This window comes from Pseudophaeobacter arcticus DSM 23566 (assembly GCF_000473205.1).
GTDB lineage: Bacteria > Pseudomonadota > Alphaproteobacteria > Rhodobacterales > Rhodobacteraceae > Pseudophaeobacter > Pseudophaeobacter arcticus.
The window spans coordinates 3,079,475-3,104,090 of record NZ_KI421507.1 but is presented as its reverse complement, the minus strand read 5'-3'; the positions used below and the strand labels follow the sequence as shown (position 1 = coordinate 3,104,090).

Here is a 24,616-nt window from a genome sequence, read left to right as displayed (position 1 = left end):
GGCCTGCGAAACAGGCGCGACAATGCCCAGGCGATACAACCAAGCTGGGTCAGAGCTGTGAGCAGAGCAAAGGCGCAGATGTGAAGCAAAACGCGCAGCAGGGGGAGGGCCGTCTGGTGCAGGGCAGGGCGCCTCAACTAATCACAATAGCACACGCCCGCAAAGATGCGGGCGGGTAAACTTGAGGTTTCAAAGCCGGGTCTAGTGCAGGCGTGAGACCACATATTCAGCCAGATCATGCAGCATCTGCCGGATTGGATGTTCGGGCAGCGGGGCGAGGGCCTGCGTTGCTGCTTCGGCCCAGAGCAGCGCATCCTGACGGGTCGCCTCCAGGGTATTGTATTTGGCCATCAAGGCCAGGGCCTGTTCCAGATCGCCCTCTTGCTGCTGGCCCTTCTCGATGGTGCGGGTCCAAAAGGCCCGTTCTTCATCGGTGGCCTGGGCCACGGCCTTGATCACTGGAAGGGTCAGCTTACGCTCGCGGAAATCATCGCCGACGTTTTTTCCGGTGGTGGCTGCGTCGCCCTGGTAATCCAGCAGATCGTCGGCAATCTGGAAGGCAATGCCAAGCGCATCACCGTAGTCAAACAGCGCCTTGATCTGCTCTGCCGGGGCCTCTGCGATGACGCCGCCAACTTCGGTGGCCGCCGAAAACAGGGCCGCTGTCTTGCCCCGCACCACTTGCAGATAAACCGCTTCATCCGTGGCCAGATTCGAGGCGGCAGTCATCTGCAGCACCTCGCCTTCGGCTATGGTGGCCGAGGCATTGGCGAGAATATCCAGAACCCGCAGCGAGCCGGTTTCGACCATCAGCTGAAAACTGCGGGAGAACAGGTAGTCGCCAACCAGAACCGAGCTTTTGTTATCCCAAAGCAGGTTGGCGGTGGGGCGGCCACGGCGTTGGCCGCTTTCATCCACCACATCGTCATGCAGCAGCGTTGCGGTGTGGATGAACTCCACAGTTGCAGCCAGCTTGATGTGATGTTCTCCCTCGTAGCCACAGAGCCGGGCAGCGGCGAGGGTCAGCATGGGGCGCAGGCGTTTGCCGCCGGCCCCAACCAGATGTGCGGTGACCTCGGGGATGCGGGGGGCATGTTTTGACGCCATGCGGGTCTGGATCAGCGTGTTCACCGCGTCCATTTCACTGCTCAAGGTGGCAGCGAGCAATTCATGCGGTTTTTGAGTCGTGACTTGGTTCATTGCTTTTCCGGCTTTCAGGCTCGACAAGACCGTGACCTTGCCCTTAGATCCATCCCCATGAAAGAACTTTTGCGCAGCACCGATCCAACTGTCCTGGCCTTTGCATCCGCCCTTCTTGAGGGTGAGGATATAGACTGCTTTCAGATGGACGTAAATATGAGCATCCTCGAAGGTGGCATTGGGATCTTTCCACGTCGCCTGATGGTGCGCGAAGACGACTATACCCAGGCCAAACGTGCGATGCTGGACAATGAAATCCCGCTTGGCAATGACAGATGACGCAGCCGGGCGGGGCAGGGCAAAACTCTGACGCGGGCTTCCCCGAGGAAAGCCTGTCGCTGAATGATTTTCTGGGCGGGCGGGTGCAACTGTGGCAACCCCGCGAGGGCTACCGGGCCGGGGTGGATCCGGTGCTTTTGGCCGCCGCGCTGCCGGCACGGGCGAGCGAGCGGGTGTTGGAGCTGGGCTGTGGCGGCGGTCAGGCGCTCTTATGTCTTGGCGAACGGGTGCCGGGGCTGGAACTCACCGGGGTGGAACTGCAGCCGGACTATGCCGCCCTGGCGCGCCGCAATGCTGCGCAGAACGGTCAATCTGTTGAGGTGATCCAGGCTGATCTGGCGGCGCTGCCCAAAGATCTACGCCAGCGGCAGTTTGATCATGTTCTGGCCAATCCGCCATATTACCGCGCCGGGGCGCATAGCCCAGCCGAGGATATGGGGCGGCAAATTGCCCTGGGTGGCGATACGCCTTTGCAGATCTGGATCGAGACCGCCGCGCGTCGGCTGACCCACAAGGGCTATTTGCATATGATCCAGCGGGCGGACCGTTTGCCCGATATCCTGACCGCTTGTCAGGGCCGCCTTGGCTCGCTTGAGATCCTGCCGCTTGCACCGCGCCAGGGGCGCCCGGCAGAGCTGGTGCTGCTGCGTGCCCGCAAGGGAGGCCGTGCTGATTTTCGCCTGCACGCGCCGTTGATCCTGCACCAAGGGGCGCGACATCTGGCGGATGTGGAGAGTTACCAGGCTGAGGTGCGGGCAATTCTGCGCGAAGGCGCTGCGCTCTCCTGGCCCGCGGCAAGATAGGTGTTCAGCGGTGAGAATGCAAGCTTTCAGGCCGTGCTATTATTGTTCTTGTGGCGATTTGACTCATAAAAATATGGCTTCTGGCGAGCTTTGGCCGATATGACAATTTCATGAAAAAACTATGCGTGTGCGGCGTGACAGCGAGCTAAACTTGTGGTCCACTCATTTCAACCCCGCTGGTTTGGGGTTGATAGTCTCGCTTTAAAAGGAGGAACGCCATGAGCCTCAGCTCGCATCTGACCGAACTGAAAAAGAAGCATGACCACCTGAGCATGGAAGTGGAGTACGCCCAGCGATCCCCCAGTACCGACGGGTTGGAAATCGCCGGGATGAAGAAGCAAAAGCTGAAACTCAAAGAAGAGATTGAGCGTCTGTCTAGCGAAACAGAGACAGCATAAGCGCCTGTCGACACAGGGAATTGCGCCGAAAATTGCCCCAGGCAACAGGGGCTTTTTCCCTCGCCGATATGAGCGACAGAGTTTTCAGGGCTGCCAGATCTGGCGGCCCTTTTATGGTGATGCAGCAGCGGCGTAAGGCCGCGTGATCAGCCGCTTTTGGCGGCGATCGCGGCACCTGCGGTGATCAGCGCGGCGGCCAGCGCCAGGGCCCAGGTGGGATCCGCCACCCCGGCCAGAACCAGAACCAGGGTCGACAGCAGCGGTGCTGCATAAGAGCTGGTCCCGAGCATCTGAATGTCGCCCTGTTTGACGCCAATGTCCCAGACATAAAAGGCCAGACCGACGGGTCCCAGGCCTAGCAACAAGGTCGCTGCCCAGCCAACTGCCCCCTGTGGCCAGAGCGTCTCTTCCACCGCAAAATGCAGCGCCCAGGATGCAATGGCGGTGACAATGCAAAACACCGCGACTGAACTGGTGGGGGCCGATCCCAGCAGTCGCGACAGTACCGAATAGCCCGACCAGGTCAGGGCGCAGAGAAAGGCGAGGAGATACCCGGGCAGGAACTCTGCCTGAAAGCCGCCGGAGCCACCGGTGATGATGGCTGCAGCCCCGGCAAAGCCCAGCAACGCTCCAACCAGGTGCCCAGGGCGCAGGCGCTCGCCGGGCAGCAGGCCGGAAAACAGCACGATCAGTAGCGGCCAAAGATAGGCTATCAGGCCAGCCTCGGCAGCTGGCGCCAGGCGCAGAGCCGAGAAGTACAGCGCGTGATAGCCAAACAGCCCAAGGGAACCAAAGGCATAGACCTTCCAGGAGATGTCTCGCAACTGGCCCAGGCCGCCTGTGCGCAGTGTCCAGATCAATCCCAGGGTGCCGCCAATGGTAAAACAGATCGCATTCAGCAGCAGCGGCGGGGTCGGCGCAGAGCCGACAGTCAAGAGCGCCAGCAGCGCCCAAAGCAGAACGGCAACAAACCCAACTGCGGTGGCTTTGGAACGGGTCATAAAGCGGCGATCTCCTCAACCGGGATAATTGTGAAACCATCGGAGATATGCGCGGTTTTTTCGATCTCCGCCAGAAACCAATCGCGAAAAGCCGCAATTTGGGGGCGCTTTTCTGCGCCGGGCAAACAGAGAAAGCGAAACCGGGCCTGGCTTTCAATCGCCAGCTTGAACGGGGCGACCAGGCGGCCCTCTTGCAGGTCAGAGATGATCATCGGGCGTCGCCCCAGTGCCACCCCCATGCCTGCGACGGCGGCGTTGATGGCGTGATCTGCATTGGAAAAATGGGTGCCATGCGTTGGGGTGAAATCAATCCCGGCAGCGCGAAACCAGGTGGGCCAGTCGCAGGGAGGTTGCAAAAAGTCGATGGAATCATCAAAGATCAGCGGCGCCTGCGTCAGGCTTTCTGCTGTGGTGAACTGCTTGGCCAGTTCTGGTGACATCACCGGGGTCAGCCATTCTTTGCGCACCGGTACCGAATACAATCCATCGTCTTCGCCATAGCCAAACCGGAGCGCCACATCGACGTCATCGCGCGCCAGATCCATATTGCGCAGGGTGGCCGAAAACCTGAGATCGATTTCAGGATGGGCGCGGGCAAAATCATAGAGGCGCGGCGCCAGCCATTTGGCCGTCAGTGCCGGGCCTGCGGTGACCGTCAGGCTGCTGTTGTCCTGCAGGCGTTTGGTTGCCATCCAGGCGGCCGACAGGGTCTGGAAACCTTCGGCAGCCCCCGGCGCCAGGGTGCGCCCGGCTTCGGTCAGCTCCACTGCCCGGTTGAGGCGGCGAAACAGCGGCACGCCCAGGTGCTCTTCCAGGGATTTGATCTGAAACGACAGGGCGGCGGGCGTGACATTGAGTTCGGCTGCGGCCTGCGCAAAGGACATATGGCGGGCAGCGGCATCAAAGGCGCGCAGGGCGGTGAGGGGCGGGAGACGATCTGACATGATCACATAAGTATTACTTAACTGAGGTCTTGGAAAGTCTCGTTTGTGCCTTTTCCTTTAAAAGCCCATATTGGATTCAGATAGACAATTTTGATCCGAACGGAGGCCGAGGTGATGGAATATTCAGCACATAGCAACGTCAAGAAAGCGATGGAACGCGCACATGCAGAGCGCAGCCAGGCCCTGTTTTCCGGGTTGGCAAGACTGTTCCGGTTGCGCAAATCCGGGGTGGCAAAAACCACAGGTATTGGGTTTTCCCGCTGGGCATAGTGCACATGTTCTTACGGGATAAAAAAGGGCCGGTCTAAAAAGACCGGCCCTTGTCTGTTTTGTCGCATGTGTTCTGTCGTGGCGCAGGATCAGACGAAGAACTGACCGCCATTGGCCGAGATGGTGGAGCCATTGATAAAGCCCGAATCATCGGAGGCCAGGAAGGCAACGCAGCGGGCGATCTCTTCTGGTTCGCCCAGGCGGCCTGTTGGGATCTGGGCGATGATCGAATCGCGGACCTTTTCCGGCACCGCCATGACCATTTCCGTGGCGATATAGCCGGGGCAGATCGCATTGGCGGTGATGCCGGCGCGGGCGCCTTCCTGGGCCAGAGACTTCACGATCCCCAGATCGCCGGCCTTGGTTGCGGCATAGTTTACCTGGGCAAACTGGCCTTTCTGGCCGTTGATCGACGAAATCACGATAACGCGGCCAAATTTACGCTCGCGCATGCCGGGCCAGATCGGGTGAACGGTGTTGAACACGCCGGTGAGGTTGGTGTCGATCACCTCTTGCCATTGCTGCGGCGTCATCTTGTGGAAAGGTGCATCGCGGGTGATGCCTGCATTGGCCACCACGATGTCGATGGGGCCAAGATCGGCCTCAACCTGGGCGATACCCGCCTGGCTTTCTTCATAAGAGCCAACATTCCATTTGTAGGTCTTGATTCCGGTCTCTTCGGTGAACTTTGCCGCCGCTTCGTCGTTGCCCGCGTAGGTTGCGGCGACAGTGCAGCCCTGGTCCTTTAGGGCCTGTGAAATAGCTGCGCCAATGCCGCGTGAGCCGCCGGTGACGAGTGCAGTACGTGCCATTCAGTCTTCCTCCAATTCGAGATTCTCTCGGTAATCTTGCTACTCATTCATAATGCTATACGCAATAATATTGCGCAATGGATTTTTGCCGCAATGCCGCGAAAATTGTCGCACCTGCAGCGAAGCCCCATAGGGCAATAAAAAGGGCGCCAAATTGGCGCCCTGTTCTATGTCAAATACCGCACCCTTTATGGCCGCTCCAGGCACATGGCGACGCCCATGCCGCCACCGATGCAGAGCGTGGCGAGCCCCTTCTTGGCGCCGCGCCGCTGCATTTCAAACAGCAGCGTGTTCAGCACCCGGCAGCCCGAGGCGCCAATTGGATGGCCAATGGCGATGGCACCACCGTTGACGTTGACGATTGCGGGATCCCAGCCCATGTCCTTGTTGACGGCGCAGGCCTGCGCAGCAAAGGCTTCGTTGGCTTCGACCAGATCCAGATCGCTGACGGACCAGCCCGCCTTGTCCAGCGCCTTGCGCGAGGCATAGATCGGGCCAACCCCCATGATCGAGGGATCCACACCGGCGGTGGCATAAGAGGCAATCCGCGCCAGCGGCGTGATACCGCGCTTTTCGGCGTCATCGGCGCTCATCAGCAGGGTGGCGGCGGCGCCATCGTTGAGACCAGAGGCATTGGCCGCAGTGACCGACCCGTCCTTGGTAAAGGCGGGGCGCAGTCTTTGCATCGCTTCCATGGTGGCGCCGTGGCGGATGTATTCGTCCTGATCCACCACAATTTCGCCCTTGCGGGTCTTGATGGTGAAGGCGGCAATTTCATCGGCAAATTTGCCAGCCTTTTGCGCAGCTTCGGCCTTGTTCTGGCTGGCAACGGCAAATTCGTCCTGCATCTCGCGGGAGATCTGCCATTTGTCGGCCACGTTTTCAGCGGTCTGGCCCATGTGGTAGCCATTGAAGGCATCCCACAGACCGTCGCGGATCATGGTGTCGATATAGGTCATGTCGCCCATCTTGTGACCGGCGCGCAGGGCGGCGGCATGGGGCGACAGGGTCATGTTTTCCTGACCACCGGCGCAGACAATCGCGGCATCGCCAAGCTGGATGTGCTGCGCGCCAAGGGCAACCGCACGCAGGCCCGAGCCACAGACCTGGTTGATGCCCCAGGCGGCGCTTTCCTGCGGCAAGCCTGCGTTGATATGGGCCTGTCGGGCCGGGTTCTGCCCCTGGGCAGCGGTCAGAACCTGTCCCAGGATGGTCTCGGAGACCTCGGATTTGTCAACGCCTGCGCGCTCTACCACGGCTTCCAGTACTGCACGGCCCAGATCATGGGCAGGCGTGTTGGCGAAAGCTCCGCCAAAACTGCCGACGGCGGTACGCGCGGCGGATGCAATTACAACATTGGTCATTTATTTGGGTCCTCTGCCATCAAATTCTATCGTGAAGAGAAACAACCCACGGCGCATAAATTCACCGCAAAGTGCCAAATCTCCACCTCCCTCTCCGGGACAGATATAGCGTCTTGCTGCAGTTGCAGCAATTGACAGGGTGTCTCAGGGCTTGGGTCGGAGTCAACTGGCATATGTCAAAAACGGAAAGATCCACCCCGGGTCTGGCCCGAGGTGGATCTGGCTTTTCTGCATCGCAGCGATTTCAGTGGCCAAGGCAGTGCTTTGATGCGCTGCCGCCTGGGCGAGTCTTTGGATAAAATCTGCGTTAGGCGCGGTGGCGTTGTTTCATGTCTTCCAACCAGGGCGGCGAAACGGTCGGGGCGCCATAGAGAAAGCCCTGCAGGCAGTCGACGCCAATGGACACCAGATATTCGGCCTCGGCCTGGCTTTCCACGGATTCTGCCACGATCAGCATGTCAAACTGCTTGGCGATGCCCACAAGGGCGCGCACAACCGCCTGATTGTCAGGACTGTTGCAGATCCCGCGGATAAACTGCCCGTCGATCTTAACCGCATCAAAATAGAAATCGCGAAAATGGCCAATGGCCGTGGTGCCAGCGCCAAAATTGTCGAGCGCAAAGGCAATGCCGTGCTTTTGCATCCGGTCCATAAAGTCGATGACCAGTTCCGGGGCCGCCATGGCAGAGGCCTCGGTGATTTCCAGCACCAGGCGTTCGCCAATGGTCGGGTCCTTTTTCAGAAATTTTTCGAGAACCTTGGACCAGCGACTATAGCCGATGGAGCGCGCGGACATATTGATCGACAGGCGAATCTGCGGGGATTTGGACAGGGCGCGCAGCCCGTGTTGCAGCGCCAGGCAGTCCAGCTCGCGGCCGATTTCCTTGTCATGGACCACATGCATAAAGTCACGCGCGGGAATGACCCGGTCGGTGGCATCCAGAACCCGGATATACCCTTCGTAAAAGGCGATGCCATGGGGCGGCATGGCCTGCATGACTGGCTGATAGGCCAGCATGGTCTGATCGTGTTTGACCGCCTCGGCGACCATATCCAGCGTCGAGTGATCCCGCGAGACCACTGCGGCGGACAGCGGATTCTCGGACCCTTCGGCCATATTCGCCCGTCTCAGTTTGCGCTTATTGACCACACTTTGCCTCCTGCTGTTGCCGTTTTCTGGGAAAACTATGCGTCATCAAGAACTGTCGTGCAAAAGGGTGAAGCGAGGCTTAAATTTAAAACTTTAGCCAATTGTATGTGCTGCAGCGCAGGGGTGGGGCCCCAGGTTGGGGTCAGAGCTGGGGGGTCTTGTGGTCAAAACCCGGGTGTGCCGTTGTCCTGGGGATGGCGGGCCAGGTGTTTGGCCTTGAGGCTCTTGGAGGTGTCGCGACTGCCATCATGGCTATAGCCGGGGGGCGCCAGCGCATAGAGCAGTCTTTGTTTCAGGCTCAACCCTGGCTGTGTCATATCACGGTAGATTGCCACCCATTCGTGAAAGGCCACCCGCAGGGGATTGAAGCTGGCGATATTATAGACCAACCCATAGTCCACCGGGTCGCTGCCCTGTTCCGGCACAAAGGTGCCAAAGATCTTGTCCCAGATGATAAAAACCCCGGCGTAGTTGCAATCCAGATAGCGCGGGTTGCGGCCATGGTGGGCGCGGTGGTGGCTGGGGGTGTTCATCACCGCTTCAAACCAGCGCGGCATTTTGCCGATGGCCTCGGTATGGATCCAGAACTGATAGACGAGGTTGATGCCGCCGACAAAGAGCACCAGCGCCGGGTGAAACCCCAAAAGCACCAGTGGCGCCCGCACCACCATCATAAAGGTAAAGGTGCCGGTCCAGGTCTGGCGCAGCGCCGTGGTCAGGTTGTAATGCTGGCTGGAGTGGTGGTTGACGTGGCTGGCCCAGACCCAGCGAATGCGGTGGCCAAACCGGTGCACCCAGTAATAGCGCAGATCATCCAGCACAAAACACAGGGCGATTATCCAGACCGAGCTGCCCAGATCCAGCGGCGTGATCCGCCACAGCACCATAAAAAAGCCCCAGGCGATAAAACCCAAAAGGATGCCCGATGCAACGCTCCCGGCTCCCATGATCAGCGAGGTCACCGCGTCGCGGGTCTCATAGCGCCCGCCGCGCCCTTTCAGGGCAATCCACAGGAACTCAGCCAGGATGGCGGCGATAAAGATCGGCACCGCCAGTTGGGTCACATCAGGAAAGGACAGCGGATCCATAGGTTACACCTCTTTTGCGGCGGGTGCCGTGGCGGGCTGGCCTTCAATCAGGCGCTGCCACTGCTCGGCTTCGGAGTCGTTCAGATGCAGTTGCACCCCGGGCGCTGAGAAATCAGCCAGGTTGAGGTGCAGCCCCTGTTTGGCCTTGTCCACCTCGACATGTTCCAGGAAACGGGCCACGGTATCAGCGCCAAAGGACCAAACCAGGCCAAGCGGCGCGCGACCGTCCTCGGGCTGGATAAGGGCGGCCTGACCGTCCTCAGCCAGGGTCAGCTTGGCAATGGGGCTTTCGGGGAACTGCCGCAGCCAGGCCTGCCGCGCCTGAGTGTCGGTCATCACGCTGGACCTTGAACGCCCGGTTAGATGCAGAAGCAGGGCAATCGCCGAGATCCCTCCGACCACCAGGATCAACAATAGTTCCAGCGGCATTGTCCCCTCCCTGATGATGCCCCGTTACCCTCAGAATGGCGGCCAAGTTGCCCTGCTGTCAAAGGTGGCGTGGGGGAAGGCCCAATTGGGCAGGATGGGTGCCGCTGCTACAGGTGTTTTATTCATCTGGCGGCAAAGCGGGTTGTTGTACCGGATTGTTGTACCGGTTGTAGAACTGGGTGTTGAGCTGGGCGTTGCGGATAAATCCGCCTATATGGAGCCGGCCCTGCAAGCGATCCTGCAAGGCTGACCCCATGTGGGAACGAGAGAGAGAACGAAATTAACTGCCGGTCTCGCCGTCAATCATCGCCGCAATGATCGCCTTGGCGCTGTCAGAGTTCCATTCCGCATCGCCGAGCAGCCGCGCGACTTCCTCACCTTCGCGGTTCAAAAGCACGGTAATCGGCAGACCGATCACCGCCATCTCGCGGGCCAGCGCCTGCTTGGGGTCCTGATGACGGGGCAGGTTGGTGATGCCGTTTTCGTCAAAGAACTTGACGATACCGGCTGGCGAGTTGCGCCCGGCTGCGATGGTCAGAACCTCGAAGTCTTCGCCGCCAAACTCCTGTTGCAGCTCGGCGATCTGCGGCATTTCCTTGCGGCAGGGGGCACACCAGGTGGCCCAGAAATTCAGCAGCACCACCTTGCCCTTATAGTCCTGCAGGCTGGCCATGCCGCCGTCATCCTCCAGGAAAAACTCTGCCTGCGAGACGTCGCGCGGCTCAGAATGCACCACCAGGCGTTTCAGGCTGTCGGCGCGCAGGGCCTCCAATTCGGCCACATCTGCGGCCAATGCCGCATTTGCACCCAGGCCCAGGGCGATATAAAGGGAAAGATGACGTAACAGACGCATATTATCTCCGGGATTCCACCATGACAGATCAAGCCTCGAACCAGATGTGGGGCGGCCGCTTTGCCGCTGGCCCAGACGCGATCATGGAGGCGATCAACGCCTCGATCACTTTTGACAAGCGGATGGCTGCCCAGGACATTGCTGGCTCCAGGGCCCATGCAGCGATGTTGGCCGCAACAGGCGTTATAAGCGATAACGACGCCGAAGCAATTCGGGAAGGCCTGCTCACGGTCTTGTCAGAGATCGAGACCGGAACCTTCCAGTTCTCCACTGCGCTGGAAGACATCCATATGAACGTCGAAGCACGCCTGAAAGAGGTGATCGGCGAACCCGCAGGCCGTTTGCACACGGGGCGGTCGCGCAATGACCAGGTGGCGACGGACTTTAAACTCTGGGTGCGCGATCAGCTGGATGCCGCCGAGTCGGGCCTGCTGGCCTTGATCCGCGCGCTGTTGACCCAGGCCGAGGCGGGCGCTGACTGGGTGATGCCGGGCTTTACCCACCTGCAGGTGGCGCAGCCGGTGACCTGGGGCCATCACATGATGGCCTATGTGGAAATGTTTGGCCGCGATCTGTCCCGTGTCCGCGATGCCCGCGTTCGGATGAACGAATCTCCCTTGGGGGCTGCTGCCCTGGCCGGCACCTCCTTTCCGATTGACCGCGAGATGACCGCTGCGGCGCTGGGCTTTGATCGCCCCGCCGCCAACTCGCTCGATGCGGTGTCGGATCGCGATTTCGCGCTGGAGTTCCTGTCGGTCGCTTCGATCTGCGCCATGCACCTGTCCCGCTTTGCCGAGGAACTGGTGATCTGGTCGTCGGCGCAGTTCCGTTTCGTGACCCTCTCGGATCGCTTCTCGACCGGCTCGTCGATCATGCCGCAAAAGAAAAACCCCGACGCGGCTGAGCTGATCCGCGCCAAGGTGGGCCGGATCTTTGGCGCCAATACCGCGCTGATGATGGTGATGAAAGGCCTGCCGCTGGCCTATTCCAAGGACATGCAGGAAGACAAAGAGCAGGTCTTTGACGCGGCTGACAACTGGATGCTGGCTCTGGCGGCAATGGAGGGCATGGTCAAAGACATGAGCGCCAACCGCGCCGAGCTGGCCGTGGCCGCGGGCTCTGGTTTCTCGACTGCAACCGATCTGGCGGATTGGCTGGTGCGGGTGCTGGGGCTGCCGTTCCGCGACGCCCACCACATCACCGGGGCGCTGGTGGCCCTGGCCGAGGGGCGCGGCTGTGACCTGCCCGATTTGACGCTGGAAGACATGCAGGGCGTGCACGGCGAGATCACGCAGGATGTCTTTACTGTTCTTGGCGTTGAGAACTCGGTAAACTCGCGGATGTCTTATGGCGGCACGGCGCCGGCGCAGGTGCGCGCCCAGGTGGCCCGCTGGATGGCTCTTTTGCAGGCCTGATGCGGCCCCAAAGCGTATGAACAAGAGCGTGGGCAGCCTTGAACTGCGGCCCACGATCCCCATCTAGGCCCGGTAGCAACCGGGCCGGTTTCTGGAGGCGCGATAATGAAGACATGGATGGTCAACCTGATTGGGATCACCGTTTTGGCTGCGGGATTAAGCGCCTGTGGTGTCGACGGAGAACCGGTGCGCCCCTCTTTGAATGCGGGCATTGGTATTTCCAACTCTGGCGTCCATGCTGGTGGCTCGGTCGGGCTGCAAAAGGGGCCGGTGAATGTTCTTGTGGGCTTCTAGCTGGTCTGAAGGCCAGGATATTTTTGCCCCTTTCACATATGCAAAACGCAAGACCCATGATGGGCAGGAGTCTTTGAACCGTGATCCGTAGAACAATGATGCGTATTTTTTTGCTTCTTGGGGTCTTTGGCCTGTCCGCCTGTGATTTGCCGCAGTCCTATGCCCAGGCGCCTAAGGCCGACAAGGCAGAACAGACGCCCGCCTCTGGGGTGCGCGTTTCTGGATATGCACGGGTTGGTATTTCGCACCGCTTTTGAATTTACCCAGCGTCTGACCTAGGGCATTGGCGGTTGCCAAAGCGCAGGTTTTGACAGGGAATCATTTGCCAGCCCTGCCGGTTTTGGTCTAATCGCCAAGACATGGATCACTTTCTCTACCGCGACGGCGCGCTTTACGCCGAAGACGTGCCGGTTGCCGAGATTGCGGCTGCTGTGGGCACTCCGTTTTATGTCTATTCCACCGCCACCCTGCAGCGCCATTTCCGCCTGTTCGACGAGGCGCTTGCGGGCATGGATCATCTTGTCTGCTATGCGATGAAGGCGGCCAGCAATCAGGCCATCCTCAAGACATTGGCCCAGGTTGGGGCTGGCATGGATGTGGTGAGCCAGGGCGAATATCTGCGGGCCAAGGCGGCAGGGGTTCCCGGCGACAAGATCGTGTTTTCCGGCGTTGGCAAAACGGCGCAGGAAATCCGCTGTGCCCTGTCCGGCGGCATTCGCCAGTTCAACGTCGAATCCGAACCCGAAATGGCCGTGATCAACGCCGTGGCGCTGGAACTGGGACAGGTGGCACCGATCACCATTCGGGTGAACCCGGATGTCGATGCCAAGACCCATGCCAAGATCGCCACCGGAAAATCCGAGAATAAATTTGGCATCCCCATTTCCCGCGCCCGCGAGGTCTATGCGCATGCCGCCACGCTGCCGGGGCTCAAGGTGATTGGCATTGATTGCCATATCGGCTCGCAGCTGACCGAGCTGGAGCCCTTTCGCAAAGCCTATGAAAAAATTGCAGACCTGACCGAGAGCCTGCGCGGCGATGGTCATGACATTCGCCGTCTTGATCTCGGCGGCGGGCTGGGCATCCCCTATACCCGTTCGAACGAAGCCCCGCCGCTGCCGCTGGAATATGGCCAGCTGATCAAGGACACCTTGGGCCATCTGGGCTGCGAGATCGAGATCGAACCAGGCCGGTTGATTGCGGGCAATGCCGGGCTGATGATCAGCAAGGTGATCTATGTGAAATCCGGTGAAGATCGCGAGTTCCTGATCGTGGATGGGGCGATGAACGACCTGATCCGTCCCGCCATGTATGAGGCGCACCATGACATCGTCGCGGTGGATGAACCGGCACCGGGTATCGAAAACCGCCCCTATGATATCGTGGGGCCGGTGTGCGAAACCGGTGATACCTTTGCCAAGCAGCGCGACATGCCGCCTTTGGCGGCGGGGGATCTGATCGCCTTTCGCAGCGCCGGGGCCTATGGTGCGGTGATGGCCAGCGAATATAACTCGCGGCCTCTTATCCCCGAAGTTCTGGTGCATGGGGATCAATTTGCGGTTATTCGCCCACGTCCGGACTTTGACGAAATGATAAACCGCGATACCATCCCGGAGTGGCTGTAGCAGACCTGGCAGATCCTGCCGGGCGTTGGGCCACATGCACCGCCCAAAGGAGGCAGAGCAGCGATGGCGCGACCTGGTAAGCAAACTGGCAAGCAGACTGGCAGGACTGACCCGCGATTGTATCCCCTGCGATGGCCGCTTCGGCTAACGCAGGCGGGGCTGGTCTGTGAACGCGCGCTGCGGGCCTTTTGGCCGTTGTTTTCCGTTTTGGCGGTGACAGCGGCTGGGCTGATGCTGGGGCTGCATGAGCTTATGCCGCCGCTTTTGTTCTGGAGTATTGCCCTCGCGGTGCTGGCTGCTGCGCTGGCTGGCCTGATCTTTGGGCTGTGGCACTTTCGCTATCCCCGCCGGGCAGAGGTGCTGGCGCGATTGGATGCCAGCCTGCCGGGCCGTCCGGTCACCGCTTTGCTGGATGTCCAGGCGATTGGCGTTGCGGATGCCGGGGCAACGGCGCTGTGGCAGGCGCATCAGGCGCGCATGGCGCGGGCCGCGGCAATGGCCCGGGCACCGGCCCCGAATCTGCGCATCGCTGCGGCGGATCCTTTTGCACTGCGCTATGTGGCTCTGGTCTCGCTTGTTATTGCGCTGATTTTTGGCTCGTTCTGGCGGGTTGGCACGCTTTCGGCCATGGCTCCGGGTGGCGGCGAGGCGGCATTGGCAGGCCCGTCCTGGGAGGGCTGGATTGAACCGCCGCTTTATACCGGTCTGCCGGTTCTTTATCTTAATGACCAGCAAGGGGAGCGGCTGGAGCTGGCAGAGGGTAGCCGTATCACCCTGCGGTTTTACGGAGAAGTCGGCGCTTTGAGCCTGGCGCAAAACCTGTCGGCTCAGGGTGCGGCTGCTGTGCAGGATCCGGGGCTTGAGCATGACATCGCGGTTGAGCGCTCTGGCAGCCTGGAGATCGAGGGGCGCGGCGGGCGCCGCTGGGAGGTTGCGGTGGTGCCGGATCAACCCCCGAGCATTTCCATAACCGGCCTGCCCGAGCTGATTGAGGACGGCGCCCTGTCGCTGCCCTTCCTGGCGCAGGATGACTATGGGATCGAGGGCGGTACGGTGCGTATCTCGCTGGACTATCTCGCTTTGTCACGCCGTCACGGATTGACCCCTGATCCCGAGACACGCGCCGATATAGAGCTGGACCTGCCGCTGCCGGTGAGCGGATCGCGGCGGGCCTTTGAAGGGATGCTGATCGAGGATTTTGCCGCGCATCCCTGGGCGAATCTGCCTGTGGTGTTTAGCGTTTCCGTCCGCGATGCGGCGGGGCAATCCTCGGTCTCGTCGGGACTGGGGGCACCGCTGGTGGCGCCACGGTTCTTTGATCCTCTGGCGGCTGCCGTGGCCGAACAGCGCCGGGATCTGATCTGGTCGCGCGACAATAGCCTGCGTATCACCCAGCTGCTGCGGGCGCTGTCACACCGCCCCGAGGATCTGTTCCGCGAGGCGGGCAGCTATCTGCAAATGCGCGGTATTCTGCGCGGGCTGGAGGCTGCCTTGCATCAGGGCAGCGACACCGGGATGCCGATAAGCGAGGGCCAGCGGGATGAGACCGCCGCCGCGCTTTGGGCCCTGGCCCAGAGCCTGGAAGAGGGCGATATCGGGGATGCGCTGGAGCGGATGCAGCGGGCCAAGGAGCGGCTGAGCCAAGCCATGCGGGACGGGGCCAGCGATGAGGAAATCGCCCGCCTGATGCAGAAACTGCGCGAGGCCACGCAGGACTACATGCGCCAGTTGCAGCGTCAGGCGCAGCGCGACAACCCGTCGGGAGACAGCGGTGAGGCGCAGGAAAACGCCATGACGCTGAGCCAGCAGGATTTGCAGGCGATGATGGATCGCATTCAGGAGTTGATGGAACAGGGGCGCATGGCCGAAGCAGAGCAGGCGCTGGAAGAGTTCCAGAGGATGATGGAAAACATGCGGATCAGCCAGAGCCAACAAGGGCAGAATGGCTCTGACGGGCAGCAGGCGATGGAGGATCTCGGCGAGACCCTGCAAGAGCAGCAGGGGCTTTCTGATCAGGCCTTTCGCGATTTGCAGGAGCAGTTCAACCCCAATGCGCAGGCAGGTGAAAGCCAAAGCAATGAAGGGCGCAGCGGCGGCCAGGGGCGGGGGCAGCAACATCAGGGTGGCACCGGCGGTGAGGGCCAGTCCGGCCAAGACGGCAGCGCGGGGCAGGGCGGTCAATCTCCGGGTCAATCTGCTGACGGGTCAACGCAGGGTGGTTCTGAGGGTGGTTCAGCCGGCGCGGGTAGCCTGGCCGAGCAACAGCAGGCCCTGCGAGAGGCACTGCGGCGGCAACAAGAGGGGCTGCCTCTGGGCCAGGGCGCAGAGGGCGAAGCCACCAAGGAGGCGCTGGATCGCGCCGGTAACGCCATGGATGGCGCCGAAGAGGCGCTACGCCAGGGCGATTTGGCCGAAGCAATTGATCGCCAGTCCGAAGCCATGGAGGCTCTGCGCGAAGGCATGCGCGCCCTGGGCGAGGCCATGGCGCAGAACCAACAGCCAGGGCAGCAGCCGGGCCAGGGCGAGACTCCATCCACAGCGGCAGCTGATCCCCTGGGACGGGATCGCAATGCCGGGGGACTGGGAGACGAGCAGAATTCAAAATTTGGCAATGGCCGGGCGCATCGCCGGGCCTGGGATCTGCTGGAAGAACTCCGCCGCCGGGTGGGTGAGCAAGACCGCGAAGAAGACGAACGGCACTATTTTGAACGTCTGTTGGATCAATTCTGAGCCTCCGGCGGGTGGTTTGCCCTGCCTTGGGATACTTGCCCTACCTCGGGATACTTGCCCTACCTCGGGATAAATGTGCCCGCGTCCAGAGACGCAGGAAAGGGGGGGCTCCCGCCCAGGACTTGGGGATTTAAAATCCCGCGTCCTCGTTGGGCCGGGCGCATGACGCTCTGAAAGAGCATCATGCGCGGCGCCTAGGGGCACTGTTGCGGTACTACACCACGGTGGCGTGTCCGCCAGGTAATACGGCTTACAGCTATGGTTGCTGCAAAGCTGTCACCTGTGTGTCCAGCCACAGCCGTAACTGATCCACCCACGTCACATAGCTGCTGAGGTAGGGGTCGGCCTGTGGCAGAATTTCTGCGATCTGCGGTGCATTGCTGTAGACCATCACCAGCGCCAGGACAGCCAGAATCGCCAGGGCAAACCCACGGGTAAACCCGGATTTCCGAGGGGCAGGTGCCATGTGCTCGGACATTGGCGGCGGCGGGCTATCTGCTGCGCGCAGCGTTGAGTTGATCTCTTCGATATCCGGCAGCACGCCGCGTTTGAGCCCGCTGGCCTCGGCTGCCAACCGGCGCGGATCTTCGCCGCGAATGCGGGCCATGCGGTCTTTGCTCTGCCGGGAACGTTGCGCCTCTTCATTCTCTGGCAGATCATCAAGCCCAAGGTTGGGCTGAGTCTCCAATGTCTGGGCCTGGCTTTGGTCCGCAGCGCGCAGGCTTGCTTCGCGCTTTGCTTCCTCGCGCAGGATCTCGCCCAAGGCGGGATCCAACCCACGGGCGGGCGACTGGGGGGCCGACGACTGGGGGGCAGGCTCGGCGATGTCAGCAGCGGCGGTGTCCTGCGCCTGCTGGGACGGGCGCGGGTCATCGTGTTCTGCTGGGGCGGCCACAGCGGCCTCAGCTACCTCCTGGGCCGGGCTGTCGGGGGCGGCGGAAGCCTCTGGTTGGGGCTCGGATGCAAACCTCCCGCCGGTGCCCTGATCCGCGAGGTCGGATTGATCGCTGGGGGTGGGATCCTGGCGCGCAGCGGAGGCCTCGCTCGAGGGAGGGGGCGCGGGGGTGGCCGAGGGGGCGGCGGTCTGCACCTGGGAGGGACCTGCTGCCGGATCAGCGGGTGGGGTGTCTACAAAATTGCGGTCTGCATCGGCATCGGCGGCAAAGCCCGCAGCCTGTTGAAACCAGGTATCACCGCAGTTGGAGCACTGCACATCACGACCTTCTTCGGGAATGACGTCATCCGGCACTTCGTACTGGGCACCACAATTCGGGCAGGTCAGACGCATAGTGATCTCCTTGACCCCGGCGGTCTCCGGGGAGCTGTCGGCAGTATTTTCAAATGACAATAGGCAGTTCGGCGCTTTGGCGAAAGGGTGAATTGTGCTTTGTCGGCTCCGTCAGGGGCTGCATTGGGTGCTTTGGGCCATGGCCCATTGAAACTGACGGGCTGCTGGGGCAAAACTGCTCTGCGTATACAGGGGACAGTCGTGATAGAGCTGGAAAACGTTGGTTACAACTACGGAGGCGGGGAGCTGCTGAGCGATGTCTCGGTAAAACTGGCTCCTGGGTCTTTTCATTTTCTGACCGGGCCCTCGGGCGCGGGCAAGACCACGCTGTTGAAACTCTGCTATGGCGCGCTGACACCCACTTCGGGTCGGGTGCGGGCCTTTAACATGGATGTGCAGGGGCTGGACCGGGATCAGATGGCGCATCTGCGGCGTCGTGTCGGGGTGGTGCATCAGGACTGCCGGTTCCTGGACCACCTTGCGGTGATCGAAAACATTGCCCTGCCGCTGATCGTCGCTGGCAAGGATCTGTCCCAGGAAGAGGCCAACCTGCGCGAATTGCTGACCTGGGTTGGCCTGTCACAGCGCGCCGATGCGCTGCCACCGGAACTGTCCGGCGGCGAGCGGCAGCGGGCGGCACTTGCACGGTCGGTGATCCTGTCACCGGATGTGATTATCGCGGATGAGCCCACCGGCAACGTCGATTGGGACATGTCACAACGGCTTTTGCAGCTGCTGGTCGAACTCAACCGGATGGGCAAGACCATTCTGGTGGCGACCCATGATATGGCGCTGATCCGCGCTGCCAAGAAACAGGTGCAGGCGCGGGTGTTGCGGATCTCGGCCAAACAGCTGATCCAAGCGGGGGCAGACCTATGAGCGAAGGACGGTTGCGTAAACTCATCATGGGCGATGCTCAGGCGGACCGGGTGGTGCCGCCCAGCGGATTCACCGCCCATCTGACGCTGTTTGTCTCTGGGGCGATGGCCTTTCTTGCGGTTTTTGCCCTCGCCCTGTCGCTGGCCTCGGGGCGGCTGGCCAACCGCTGGGCGGATGAGCTGGCCCGCGCCGCCACCCTGCGGATCAATGCCCCAGCCGAGCAGCGCCAGGCCCAGACCGAGGCGGCGCTGACGATTTTGCGCCAGACCCCTGGGGTTGCCTCGGCTCGTGCCTTTAGCGCCGAAGAACAGGCAGAGCTGCTGGCGCCCTGGTTTGGATCCTCCCTGCCCATCGACAGCCTGCCGGTGCCGCAGCTGATCGAGGTGATCGAAGGCGATCCCGGCTATGATGGCACCGGGCTGCGCCTGCGATTGCAAGCCGAGGTGCCGGGCGCAGTGCTGGATGACCATACCCGCTGGCGCGCGCCGCTGGTGGATGCCGCCCGCGCCCTGCGGCGCCTGGGGACGGTCTCCATTCTGCTGATTGCCGGGGCCACGGCCGCGATGATCACGCTGGCGGCCAATGCCGCGCTGGCGGCCAACGCACAGGTGATCGAAGTGCTGCGTCTAGTCGGGGCGCTGGACAGCTATATTGCGCATGCCTTTGTGCGCCGCTTTACCCTGCGCGCCCTTGGCGGGGCTGCGGTTGGCGTTGGGCTGGGCATGATCGGGGTCTGGCTGATGCCAAGCGCCTCGAATGAGGGCGGCTTTTTGACCGGGCTTGGGTTTCAGGGCTGGGGCTGGGTTCTGCCACTGTTGATCCCGCCCCTGGGGGCCCTGGTTGCCTTTGCGGCCACCACCCGCGCCGCCAATAAACGTTTGGGAGATTTGACGTGACATTTGCAATTCAGTGGCTGCGGTCTTTTCTCTTTGTGTTCCAGATCTATTTCATGATGCCGATCTTTGGCCTGATGTTTGCGCCCTGGGCGATCTTTAGCAAACGGGGCGCGCGGGTCTGCTGCAAAAGCTATTCGCGCTGGGTGTTCTGGACGGCGCGTTTCATGGTGGGCATTCGCTGCGAAGTGCGCGGCACGCCGCCATCGGGCGAGGTGCTGATTGCCGCAAAACACCAGTCGTTTCTGGACATCATGATGATCTTCACGGCGCTGCCGACAGCCAAGTTCATCATGAAAAAAGAGATCCTGCGGACTCCGGTGATTGGCCAATATGCCAAGCTGCTGGACTGTGTCGCGGTGGATCGCGGCAAGCGTGGTGCGGCCATCGACAAGATGGTGCAGGACGTCAAGGAAGGCCATCAGGAAGCAGGCCAGCTGATCATCTATTCGCAAGGCACCCGCGTCGCACCAGGCGTCAAGGCCGACTACAAGGTTGGCACCGGGGTGCTGTATGAACAGCTGGGACAGCCCTGCGTGCCGGTGGCCACCAATGTCGGTGTGCTTTGGCCGCGCACCGGTATCATGCGCAAACCCGGCGTTGCCGTGGTGGAGTTCCTCGACCCGATCGAGCCAGGCCTGGACCGGAAAGAATTTATGGAAATCCTGGAGGCCCGGGTGGAAGCCAAATCGGATGAATTGATGCGGGAAATAGGGTTTGATCCAGATGCAGTATCTTAAAACGATTGACGACCTGGAGGCGCTTTATGGCACCCCGGGGGCACCTGCGCTGCGCAAGGTGGCGCGCCGGATGACGCCGCTGTATCGTAAATGGATCATGGCTTCCAAGCTCTGCATGTTGACCACCGTGGGGCCTGAAGGCACCGATGACAGCCCGCGCGGCGACGATGGTCCGGTGGTGCAGGAGCTGGATCCCGGAACCCTGGCCATGCCCGACTGGCGTGGCAACAACCGGTTGGATTCGCTGCGCAATATCATTCACGACGGGCGGGTCTCGCTGATGTTCCTGGTGCCGGGGTCGAACAATGTTGTGCGGGTCAATGGCACCGCCCAGGTGACGGCGGATGCGGATCTGCGCGCCCGGTTTGAAAAGAAGGGCATGCAGCCCGCCACCGTGATCGTCATCGCCATTGATGAGATCTACAGCCAATGCGCCCGTGCCATGCTGCGGGCGGGCACCTGGAAGGGGCAGGACGAAAGTCAGGACCTGCCCTCGATGGGAGAGATCCTGGCCGAGCAGACCGATGGCGAAGAGGGCGGCAAAGACTATGATCAGGCCTGGGGCGCGCGGGCAGCCCAGACCATGTGGTAACCTATGGACCCCGTTCAGCTCCCAGGTCAGATAGCGCCCCATCCAGATCCCGAGGCCAGGGCATTCCTGATCTGGCTGGGGGGCTATCTGGCCATCTATCTGCTGCTGATGTGGCGATCCCCCCGGTTCCGCGACAGCTTTCTCGATTGGATCACCCTGAAGGACCCTTTGGGGCTGGGCTTCTGGCGGCAGAACATTCTGTTTGCCGCTTTCAGTCTCGCCTATTTTGCCGTGGCTGTCCTGTTTCTCGGGGGCTGAGGCTGAGCATTTAGGGCGCAGAGGCCGCGCGTTGGGTTCGCCTCTGCGCCCGTGTTGTTCCGGGCCGGCGGGGTCAGGCGATGACCTCACCAATCAGTACCTGCGGCTGGATATTGGTGAAATTTGCCACATCCGCCATCACCGGGCCTGAGACTTTCATCGCGGCGCCCATGGCGTCCCGATCAGCAAAGACGATTGTGGCTACGGCGTGAAATCCGGCGGGTTGATCCGGGCCACCGGTCAGGCCCTTCGTAACCAGAACCTGGTCGATATGTGGCCCCATGTGTTCCTGGACCAGCGGCATATGCGTATCGGCATAATAGGCGTGATCAAAGGTACTGCCGTCGCTGACCGGATAGATAACTTGTAGTGAAACAGCCATGTGCCGTCCTCCCTTGGATTTAAGTTGAGAGCAGTAGACAACTGATATGGCGGCTTTCCTAGCGATAGTTTTTGCGACGCTGCGCTGCGTTCCAGATGTAGCACTTTAGCCAGTTTTGAGAAGATCTGCGCGTCAGTGCCTCCGGAACAAGTTGTCATTGGGGGCTTCGGTTGTCTAGCTTTCGGGCTCAGGCGCCCTGATCCAAAGCCAGCTGCTGCCATCCGCATCGTCTGGAAAGGCGGCAAAAAACACCCCCCAGCGCGCAAGAGAGCCACGTGGTCCGGTGAGCCATCCTTTGGAAACGCTATGTGGGCCGACATCCGCACTCGGATCAACCGGGAGATCGGGCAGTTCTTCTGGGACAATGGCTTCCAGCCTTGCCAGCAGGTCTTCGGCCTCTGGTCGGCTCAAGGCATGGGGGTCATGCGCTTCGATTGTGCATTTTGCCGTTTCAAGGCGCAGGAAGGCGCCGGTTGCAGGGTCGATCCACAGCACATCCTGAAAGCCGTCCAAAACCTCTACCAAACCGTAGTCGCTTGGGGTTCCAAAATCGCGGTTGAAATGGTGGGCGACGCAGATATCCTTAAAAAACATGGCAAGCCGTTCAGGACGGCTTGTTGTTGGCCACAAAGTTGACGCCGCAGCACCGCCAAGGGCCAATCCGGCGATCACGATGGGAATGAGAATTTGCCGTTTCAAAAATTCGTCCTATTGGGGATCGCCCCGGCAAAATAATGCCGGGGCGCAGCCATCAAGTTTTAGCTGTGGATGGCGCCGGTGCCGCAGGCCAGGGCGGCTTCGCGCACGGCTTCCGAATAAGTCGGATGGGCGTGGCAGGTCAGGGCGACGTCTTCGGCGGAGGCGCCAAATTCCATCGCGACGCAGAGCTCGTGGATCAAGTCGCCAGCGCCGGGGCCAATGATAGCCGCGCCCAGGATGCGGTCGGTTTCCTTGTCGGTGATGATTTTGACAAAACCACCCTCGGCCTGATGCACCGCCTTGGCCCGGGCATTGGCCATGAAGTTGAACTTGCCAACCTTGATCTTGCGCCCCTCGGCCTTGAGTGCATCCTCAGTCGCGCCAACGGTGGCGACCTCGGGGGTGGTGTAGACCACACCGGGGATAACGCCGTAGTTCACATGGCCATGTTTGCCGCCAAGGACATCCGCCACGGCCATGCCCTCATCCTCGGCCTTATGGGCCAGCATGGGCCCCTCAATGACGTCGCCAATGGCATAGATACCGGGCACATTGGTGCGCCACTGGGAGTCGGTGGCGATCTGGCCGCGCTCGGTCAGTTTGACACCCAAAGCCTCCAGGCCCAGCCCATCTGCATAGGCTTTGCGCCCGGTTGCAACCAGCACCACATCGGCGTCGAGGCTTTCCTCGGTCTCGGGGGTTTTCTTCAGCGCGTATTTCACCTTGGCCTTGGTCTTGGAGGCCTCAACCCCCTGCACAGCCGCGCCCATGATGAAGGTCAGACCCTGTTTTTCCAGGATCCGCTTGAAGCCGCGCTGAACGTCCTTGTCCATGCCAGGGCAGACCGCATCCATATATTCAACAACGGTGACCTCAGAACCGAGACGGGCATAGACCGAGCCCAGTTCCAGCCCGATGACGCCGGCGCCGATAACGACCATTTTCTTGGGCACCTTGGGCAGATCCAGCGCGCCGGTGGAGGTGACAACGATCTTTTCGTCGACCTCGACACCAGGCAGGGCGGAGGGCACAGAGCCGGTGGCCACGACGATGTTCTTGGCCTCATGGATGTCATCGCCAACCTTGACCTGCCCGACCGCCGGAATCGTGGCCCAGCCTTTGAGCCAGTCGATCTTGTTCTTTTTCATCAGGAACTCAACGCCGCCGGTATTCTGGCCCACGACGTCCTCCTTGTAGGATTTCATCTGGTTCCAGTCGACGGAGGGAGATTTGCCTTTGAGCCCCATGTTGCCAAAGTTGTGCTCGGCCTCGTGCAGCATATGGGTGGCATGCAGCAGCGCCTTGGAGGGGATGCAGCCAATGTTGAGGCAGGTGCCGCCGAGGGTCTCGCGGCCCTCTACGATGGCAGTTTTGAGGCCCAGCTGGGCGCAGCGGATGGCGCTGACATAGCCGCCGGGGCCTGCACCGATGATGATGACGTCGTAGCTTGCCATTATTGAGGGTCCTTTTGCGGTTTGTGTGGGAGTTGGGGCTCTGCCCCCGGCCCGAGTGGGCCTCCCCCGAGGTATTTGTGGAAAGATGAAAGCCTAGATGAGGGCGGCGATCAACATGGATGTGGTGGCCAGAAGGCCGATAAACCAGATCACCGAGCGCCAGGGAGAGAGCCCCAGGGCATAGGCAGGGACATAGGCGATGCGGGCGCCGAGATAGATCCAGGCGCAGGTCTGGGTAATTTGCGTGGATTGTTCACCAAGGGTCACGACCAGGCAGGCAATGGTGAAGAGGATAAGCCCTTCGAAGTGGTTCTCCATCGCCCGTTTGAAGCGGCCTGCGAGGCCGGTGAGCTCGACGGGCGTGTCGCGTGGGCCGAGGGCAACCTTGGGGCTGACCTGCCGGTTGGCCGTGGCGGAATAGGCGCAGAACTGCAGGACTTGCAATAGGGCGGCGAGGGCGAGGGTGGTGAGTTCAGTGGTCATTTGGGGGTTCCAATTGGGCGTTCAACTCTTGTTGTGCTAAAAAGCATCAGCCCAGCAAAATAGGTGAAAAATGCCCCCAGCATGCAAAGCGGCGCAATGAGGGATACCGTTGCGAGAAAAGTTGGCTCTCTGAAGCCTTTGCTTGGATTAAACCAGCTTAGGTGTTGGTAGGAGTTTGAAATCCATACGCCGGTAAACGCGGCATAAAAAAAGACAGGTGCCACCAAAAAAACGAACATAAGCACCTGACGGTGCATTGGAAAAATCAGATTCAATAGGCTCGAGCATTCGGA

The 24,616-nt window shown here is 60.9% G+C and carries 30 protein-coding genes; 15 read left to right on the top strand and 15 right to left on the bottom strand.

Annotated elements, in window-relative coordinates; translation table 11 throughout:
• Window positions 1–201: 201 nt before the first annotated feature.
• Window positions 202–1,200 carry a polyprenyl synthetase family protein gene (locus tag ARCT_RS0119260; RefSeq protein ID WP_027241540.1) on the bottom strand — a complete coding sequence of 333 codons (999 nt, stop codon included), beginning with the start codon at window positions 1,198–1,200 and terminating at the stop codon, window positions 202–204.
• A 57-nt stretch (window positions 1,201–1,257) separates the two neighbouring features.
• Here ARCT_RS0119260 and ARCT_RS0119255 point away from each other — a divergent pair, with 57 nt between their 5' ends.
• The 3 genes from ARCT_RS0119255 to ARCT_RS0119245 all read left to right on the top strand — a co-directional run bounded on the left by ARCT_RS0119255 (window position 1,258) and on the right by ARCT_RS0119245 (window position 2,680).
• Window positions 1,258–1,479 (top strand): putative signal transducing protein, encoded by a 222-nt coding sequence (locus tag ARCT_RS0119255; protein WP_027241539.1) that lies wholly within the window; start codon window positions 1,258–1,260, stop codon window positions 1,477–1,479.
• Window positions 1,476–2,282, top strand: a complete 807-nt coding sequence (locus ARCT_RS0119250; RefSeq protein ID WP_051360887.1) for a tRNA1(Val) (adenine(37)-N6)-methyltransferase — start codon at window positions 1,476–1,478, stop codon at window positions 2,280–2,282. The genes ARCT_RS0119255 and ARCT_RS0119250 overlap by 4 nt, the downstream gene beginning before the upstream one ends.
• A gap of 218 nt (window positions 2,283–2,500) precedes the next feature.
• Window positions 2,501–2,680, top strand: a complete 180-nt coding sequence (locus ARCT_RS0119245; RefSeq protein WP_027241537.1) for a YdcH family protein — start codon at window positions 2,501–2,503, stop codon at window positions 2,678–2,680.
• A gap of 146 nt (window positions 2,681–2,826) precedes the next feature.
• Here the strand turns inward: ARCT_RS0119245 and yddG are convergent, their stop codons facing one another.
• Both yddG and ARCT_RS0119235 read right to left on the bottom strand, forming a co-directional pair.
• On the bottom strand, window positions 2,827–3,681 hold the full coding sequence (gene yddG, locus ARCT_RS0119240) for an aromatic amino acid exporter YddG (protein WP_027241536.1): 855 nt from the start codon (window positions 3,679–3,681) through the stop codon (window positions 2,827–2,829).
• The gene (locus tag ARCT_RS0119235; protein ID WP_027241535.1) at window positions 3,678–4,625 is read right to left on the bottom strand and encodes a transcriptional regulator GcvA; all 948 of its coding nucleotides are present in this window, start codon (window positions 4,623–4,625) and stop codon (window positions 3,678–3,680) included. The genes yddG and ARCT_RS0119235 overlap by 4 nt, the downstream gene beginning before the upstream one ends.
• Window positions 4,626–4,739: 114 nt before the next feature.
• Between ARCT_RS0119235 and ARCT_RS28115 the strand changes: the two genes are divergently transcribed.
• Window positions 4,740–4,895, top strand: coding sequence for a hypothetical protein (locus ARCT_RS28115; RefSeq protein WP_154665403.1), 156 nt, complete (start codon window positions 4,740–4,742; stop codon window positions 4,893–4,895).
• A gap of 89 nt (window positions 4,896–4,984) precedes the next feature.
• Here the strand turns inward: ARCT_RS28115 and phbB are convergent, their stop codons facing one another.
• The 5 genes from phbB to ARCT_RS26540 all read right to left on the bottom strand — a co-directional run bounded on the left by phbB (window position 4,985) and on the right by ARCT_RS26540 (window position 9,738).
• A complete protein-coding gene (gene phbB, locus ARCT_RS0119225; protein WP_027241534.1) occupies window positions 4,985–5,707 on the bottom strand; it encodes an acetoacetyl-CoA reductase in 723 nt (240 codons plus the stop codon).
• A gap of 188 nt (window positions 5,708–5,895) precedes the next feature.
• A complete protein-coding gene (locus tag ARCT_RS0119220) occupies window positions 5,896–7,071 on the bottom strand; it encodes an acetyl-CoA C-acetyltransferase (protein ID WP_027241533.1) in 1,176 nt (391 codons plus the stop codon).
• Window positions 7,072–7,378: 307 nt separating this feature from the next.
• Window positions 7,379–8,188: an EAL domain-containing protein gene (locus tag ARCT_RS0119215; RefSeq protein WP_036785171.1), complete on the bottom strand. Its 810-nt coding sequence runs from the start codon at window positions 8,186–8,188 to the stop codon at window positions 7,379–7,381.
• A 197-nt stretch (window positions 8,189–8,385) separates the two neighbouring features.
• Window positions 8,386–9,309, bottom strand: a complete 924-nt coding sequence (locus ARCT_RS0119210) for a sterol desaturase family protein (RefSeq protein ID WP_027241531.1) — start codon at window positions 9,307–9,309, stop codon at window positions 8,386–8,388.
• Between the two features lie 3 nt (window positions 9,310–9,312).
• Complete coding sequence (locus ARCT_RS26540) at window positions 9,313–9,738, bottom strand: hypothetical protein (protein ID WP_036785168.1); 426 nt, start codon at window positions 9,736–9,738, stop codon at window positions 9,313–9,315.
• Window positions 9,739–9,832: 94 nt separating this feature from the next.
• Here ARCT_RS26540 and ARCT_RS0119200 point away from each other — a divergent pair, with 94 nt between their 5' ends.
• The gene (locus tag ARCT_RS0119200) at window positions 9,833–9,988 is read left to right on the top strand and encodes a hypothetical protein (RefSeq protein ID WP_161631338.1); all 156 of its coding nucleotides are present in this window, start codon (window positions 9,833–9,835) and stop codon (window positions 9,986–9,988) included.
• Between the two features lie 30 nt (window positions 9,989–10,018).
• Here the strand turns inward: ARCT_RS0119200 and ARCT_RS0119195 are convergent, their stop codons facing one another.
• Complete coding sequence (locus ARCT_RS0119195; RefSeq protein WP_027241529.1) at window positions 10,019–10,591, bottom strand: TlpA disulfide reductase family protein; 573 nt, start codon at window positions 10,589–10,591, stop codon at window positions 10,019–10,021.
• 20 nt (window positions 10,592–10,611) lie between these two features.
• On the opposite strand from ARCT_RS0119195, the gene argH reads away from it, so the two are divergent.
• The 5 genes from argH to ARCT_RS0119170 all read left to right on the top strand — a co-directional run bounded on the left by argH (window position 10,612) and on the right by ARCT_RS0119170 (window position 16,655).
• On the top strand, window positions 10,612–12,006 hold the full coding sequence (gene argH, locus ARCT_RS0119190) for an argininosuccinate lyase (protein ID WP_027241528.1): 1,395 nt from the start codon (window positions 10,612–10,614) through the stop codon (window positions 12,004–12,006).
• 105 nt (window positions 12,007–12,111) lie between these two features.
• Entirely contained in the window at window positions 12,112–12,300 is a 189-nt protein-coding gene (locus ARCT_RS28435) for a hypothetical protein (protein ID WP_036785165.1), read from the top strand.
• A 95-nt stretch (window positions 12,301–12,395) separates the two neighbouring features.
• Window positions 12,396–12,557, top strand: coding sequence for a hypothetical protein (locus tag ARCT_RS28110; protein WP_161631337.1), 162 nt, complete (start codon window positions 12,396–12,398; stop codon window positions 12,555–12,557).
• A 102-nt stretch (window positions 12,558–12,659) separates the two neighbouring features.
• Complete coding sequence (gene lysA / locus ARCT_RS0119175) at window positions 12,660–13,925, top strand: diaminopimelate decarboxylase (protein WP_027241527.1); 1,266 nt, start codon at window positions 12,660–12,662, stop codon at window positions 13,923–13,925.
• A gap of 63 nt (window positions 13,926–13,988) precedes the next feature.
• Window positions 13,989–16,655 (top strand): DUF4175 domain-containing protein, encoded by a 2,667-nt coding sequence (locus ARCT_RS0119170; protein ID WP_051360886.1) that lies wholly within the window; start codon window positions 13,989–13,991, stop codon window positions 16,653–16,655.
• Between the two features lie 256 nt (window positions 16,656–16,911).
• Here the strand turns inward: ARCT_RS0119170 and ARCT_RS0119165 are convergent, their stop codons facing one another.
• Window positions 16,912–17,943, bottom strand: coding sequence for a zinc-ribbon domain-containing protein (locus tag ARCT_RS0119165; protein WP_027241525.1), 1,032 nt, complete (start codon window positions 17,941–17,943; stop codon window positions 16,912–16,914).
• Window positions 17,944–18,144: 201 nt separating this feature from the next.
• On the opposite strand from ARCT_RS0119165, the gene ARCT_RS0119160 reads away from it, so the two are divergent.
• From ARCT_RS0119160 to ARCT_RS0119140, 5 genes are read left to right on the top strand one after another with little or no spacing between them, the layout of a single operon-like run.
• Window positions 18,145–18,822 (top strand): cell division ATP-binding protein FtsE, encoded by a 678-nt coding sequence (locus ARCT_RS0119160; RefSeq protein WP_027241524.1) that lies wholly within the window; start codon window positions 18,145–18,147, stop codon window positions 18,820–18,822.
• Window positions 18,819–19,718, top strand: coding sequence for a cell division protein FtsX (locus ARCT_RS0119155; RefSeq protein WP_027241523.1), 900 nt, complete (start codon window positions 18,819–18,821; stop codon window positions 19,716–19,718). Before ARCT_RS0119160 ends, ARCT_RS0119155 begins: the two co-directional genes overlap by 4 nt.
• Complete coding sequence (locus ARCT_RS0119150; protein WP_027241522.1) at window positions 19,715–20,455, top strand: lysophospholipid acyltransferase family protein; 741 nt, start codon at window positions 19,715–19,717, stop codon at window positions 20,453–20,455. Before ARCT_RS0119155 ends, ARCT_RS0119150 begins: the two co-directional genes overlap by 4 nt.
• Window positions 20,442–21,047 carry a pyridoxamine 5'-phosphate oxidase family protein gene (locus tag ARCT_RS0119145; protein ID WP_027241521.1) on the top strand — a complete coding sequence of 202 codons (606 nt, stop codon included), beginning with the start codon at window positions 20,442–20,444 and terminating at the stop codon, window positions 21,045–21,047. Before ARCT_RS0119150 ends, ARCT_RS0119145 begins: the two co-directional genes overlap by 14 nt.
• A 3-nt stretch (window positions 21,048–21,050) precedes the next feature.
• On the top strand, window positions 21,051–21,305 hold the full coding sequence (locus ARCT_RS0119140) for a hypothetical protein (RefSeq protein WP_027241520.1): 255 nt from the start codon (window positions 21,051–21,053) through the stop codon (window positions 21,303–21,305).
• Window positions 21,306–21,378: 73 nt separating this feature from the next.
• Here ARCT_RS0119140 and ARCT_RS0119135 read toward each other — a convergent pair whose 3' ends face one another.
• The 5 genes from ARCT_RS0119135 to ARCT_RS0119115 all read right to left on the bottom strand — a co-directional run bounded on the left by ARCT_RS0119135 (window position 21,379) and on the right by ARCT_RS0119115 (window position 24,580).
• The gene (locus ARCT_RS0119135) at window positions 21,379–21,687 is read right to left on the bottom strand and encodes an EthD family reductase (RefSeq protein ID WP_027241519.1); all 309 of its coding nucleotides are present in this window, start codon (window positions 21,685–21,687) and stop codon (window positions 21,379–21,381) included.
• Between the two features lie 174 nt (window positions 21,688–21,861).
• Window positions 21,862–22,386, bottom strand: a complete 525-nt coding sequence (locus ARCT_RS0119130; protein WP_027241518.1) for a hypothetical protein — start codon at window positions 22,384–22,386, stop codon at window positions 21,862–21,864.
• A 59-nt stretch (window positions 22,387–22,445) separates the two neighbouring features.
• Window positions 22,446–23,840: a dihydrolipoyl dehydrogenase gene (lpdA, locus tag ARCT_RS0119125; protein ID WP_027241517.1), complete on the bottom strand. Its 1,395-nt coding sequence runs from the start codon at window positions 23,838–23,840 to the stop codon at window positions 22,446–22,448.
• A gap of 93 nt (window positions 23,841–23,933) precedes the next feature.
• The gene (locus tag ARCT_RS0119120) at window positions 23,934–24,323 is read right to left on the bottom strand and encodes an MAPEG family protein (RefSeq protein ID WP_027241516.1); all 390 of its coding nucleotides are present in this window, start codon (window positions 24,321–24,323) and stop codon (window positions 23,934–23,936) included.
• Entirely contained in the window at window positions 24,320–24,580 is a 261-nt protein-coding gene (locus tag ARCT_RS0119115) for a hypothetical protein (RefSeq protein WP_161631336.1), read from the bottom strand. The genes ARCT_RS0119120 and ARCT_RS0119115 overlap by 4 nt, the downstream gene beginning before the upstream one ends.
• Window positions 24,581–24,616 lie beyond the last annotated feature (36 nt).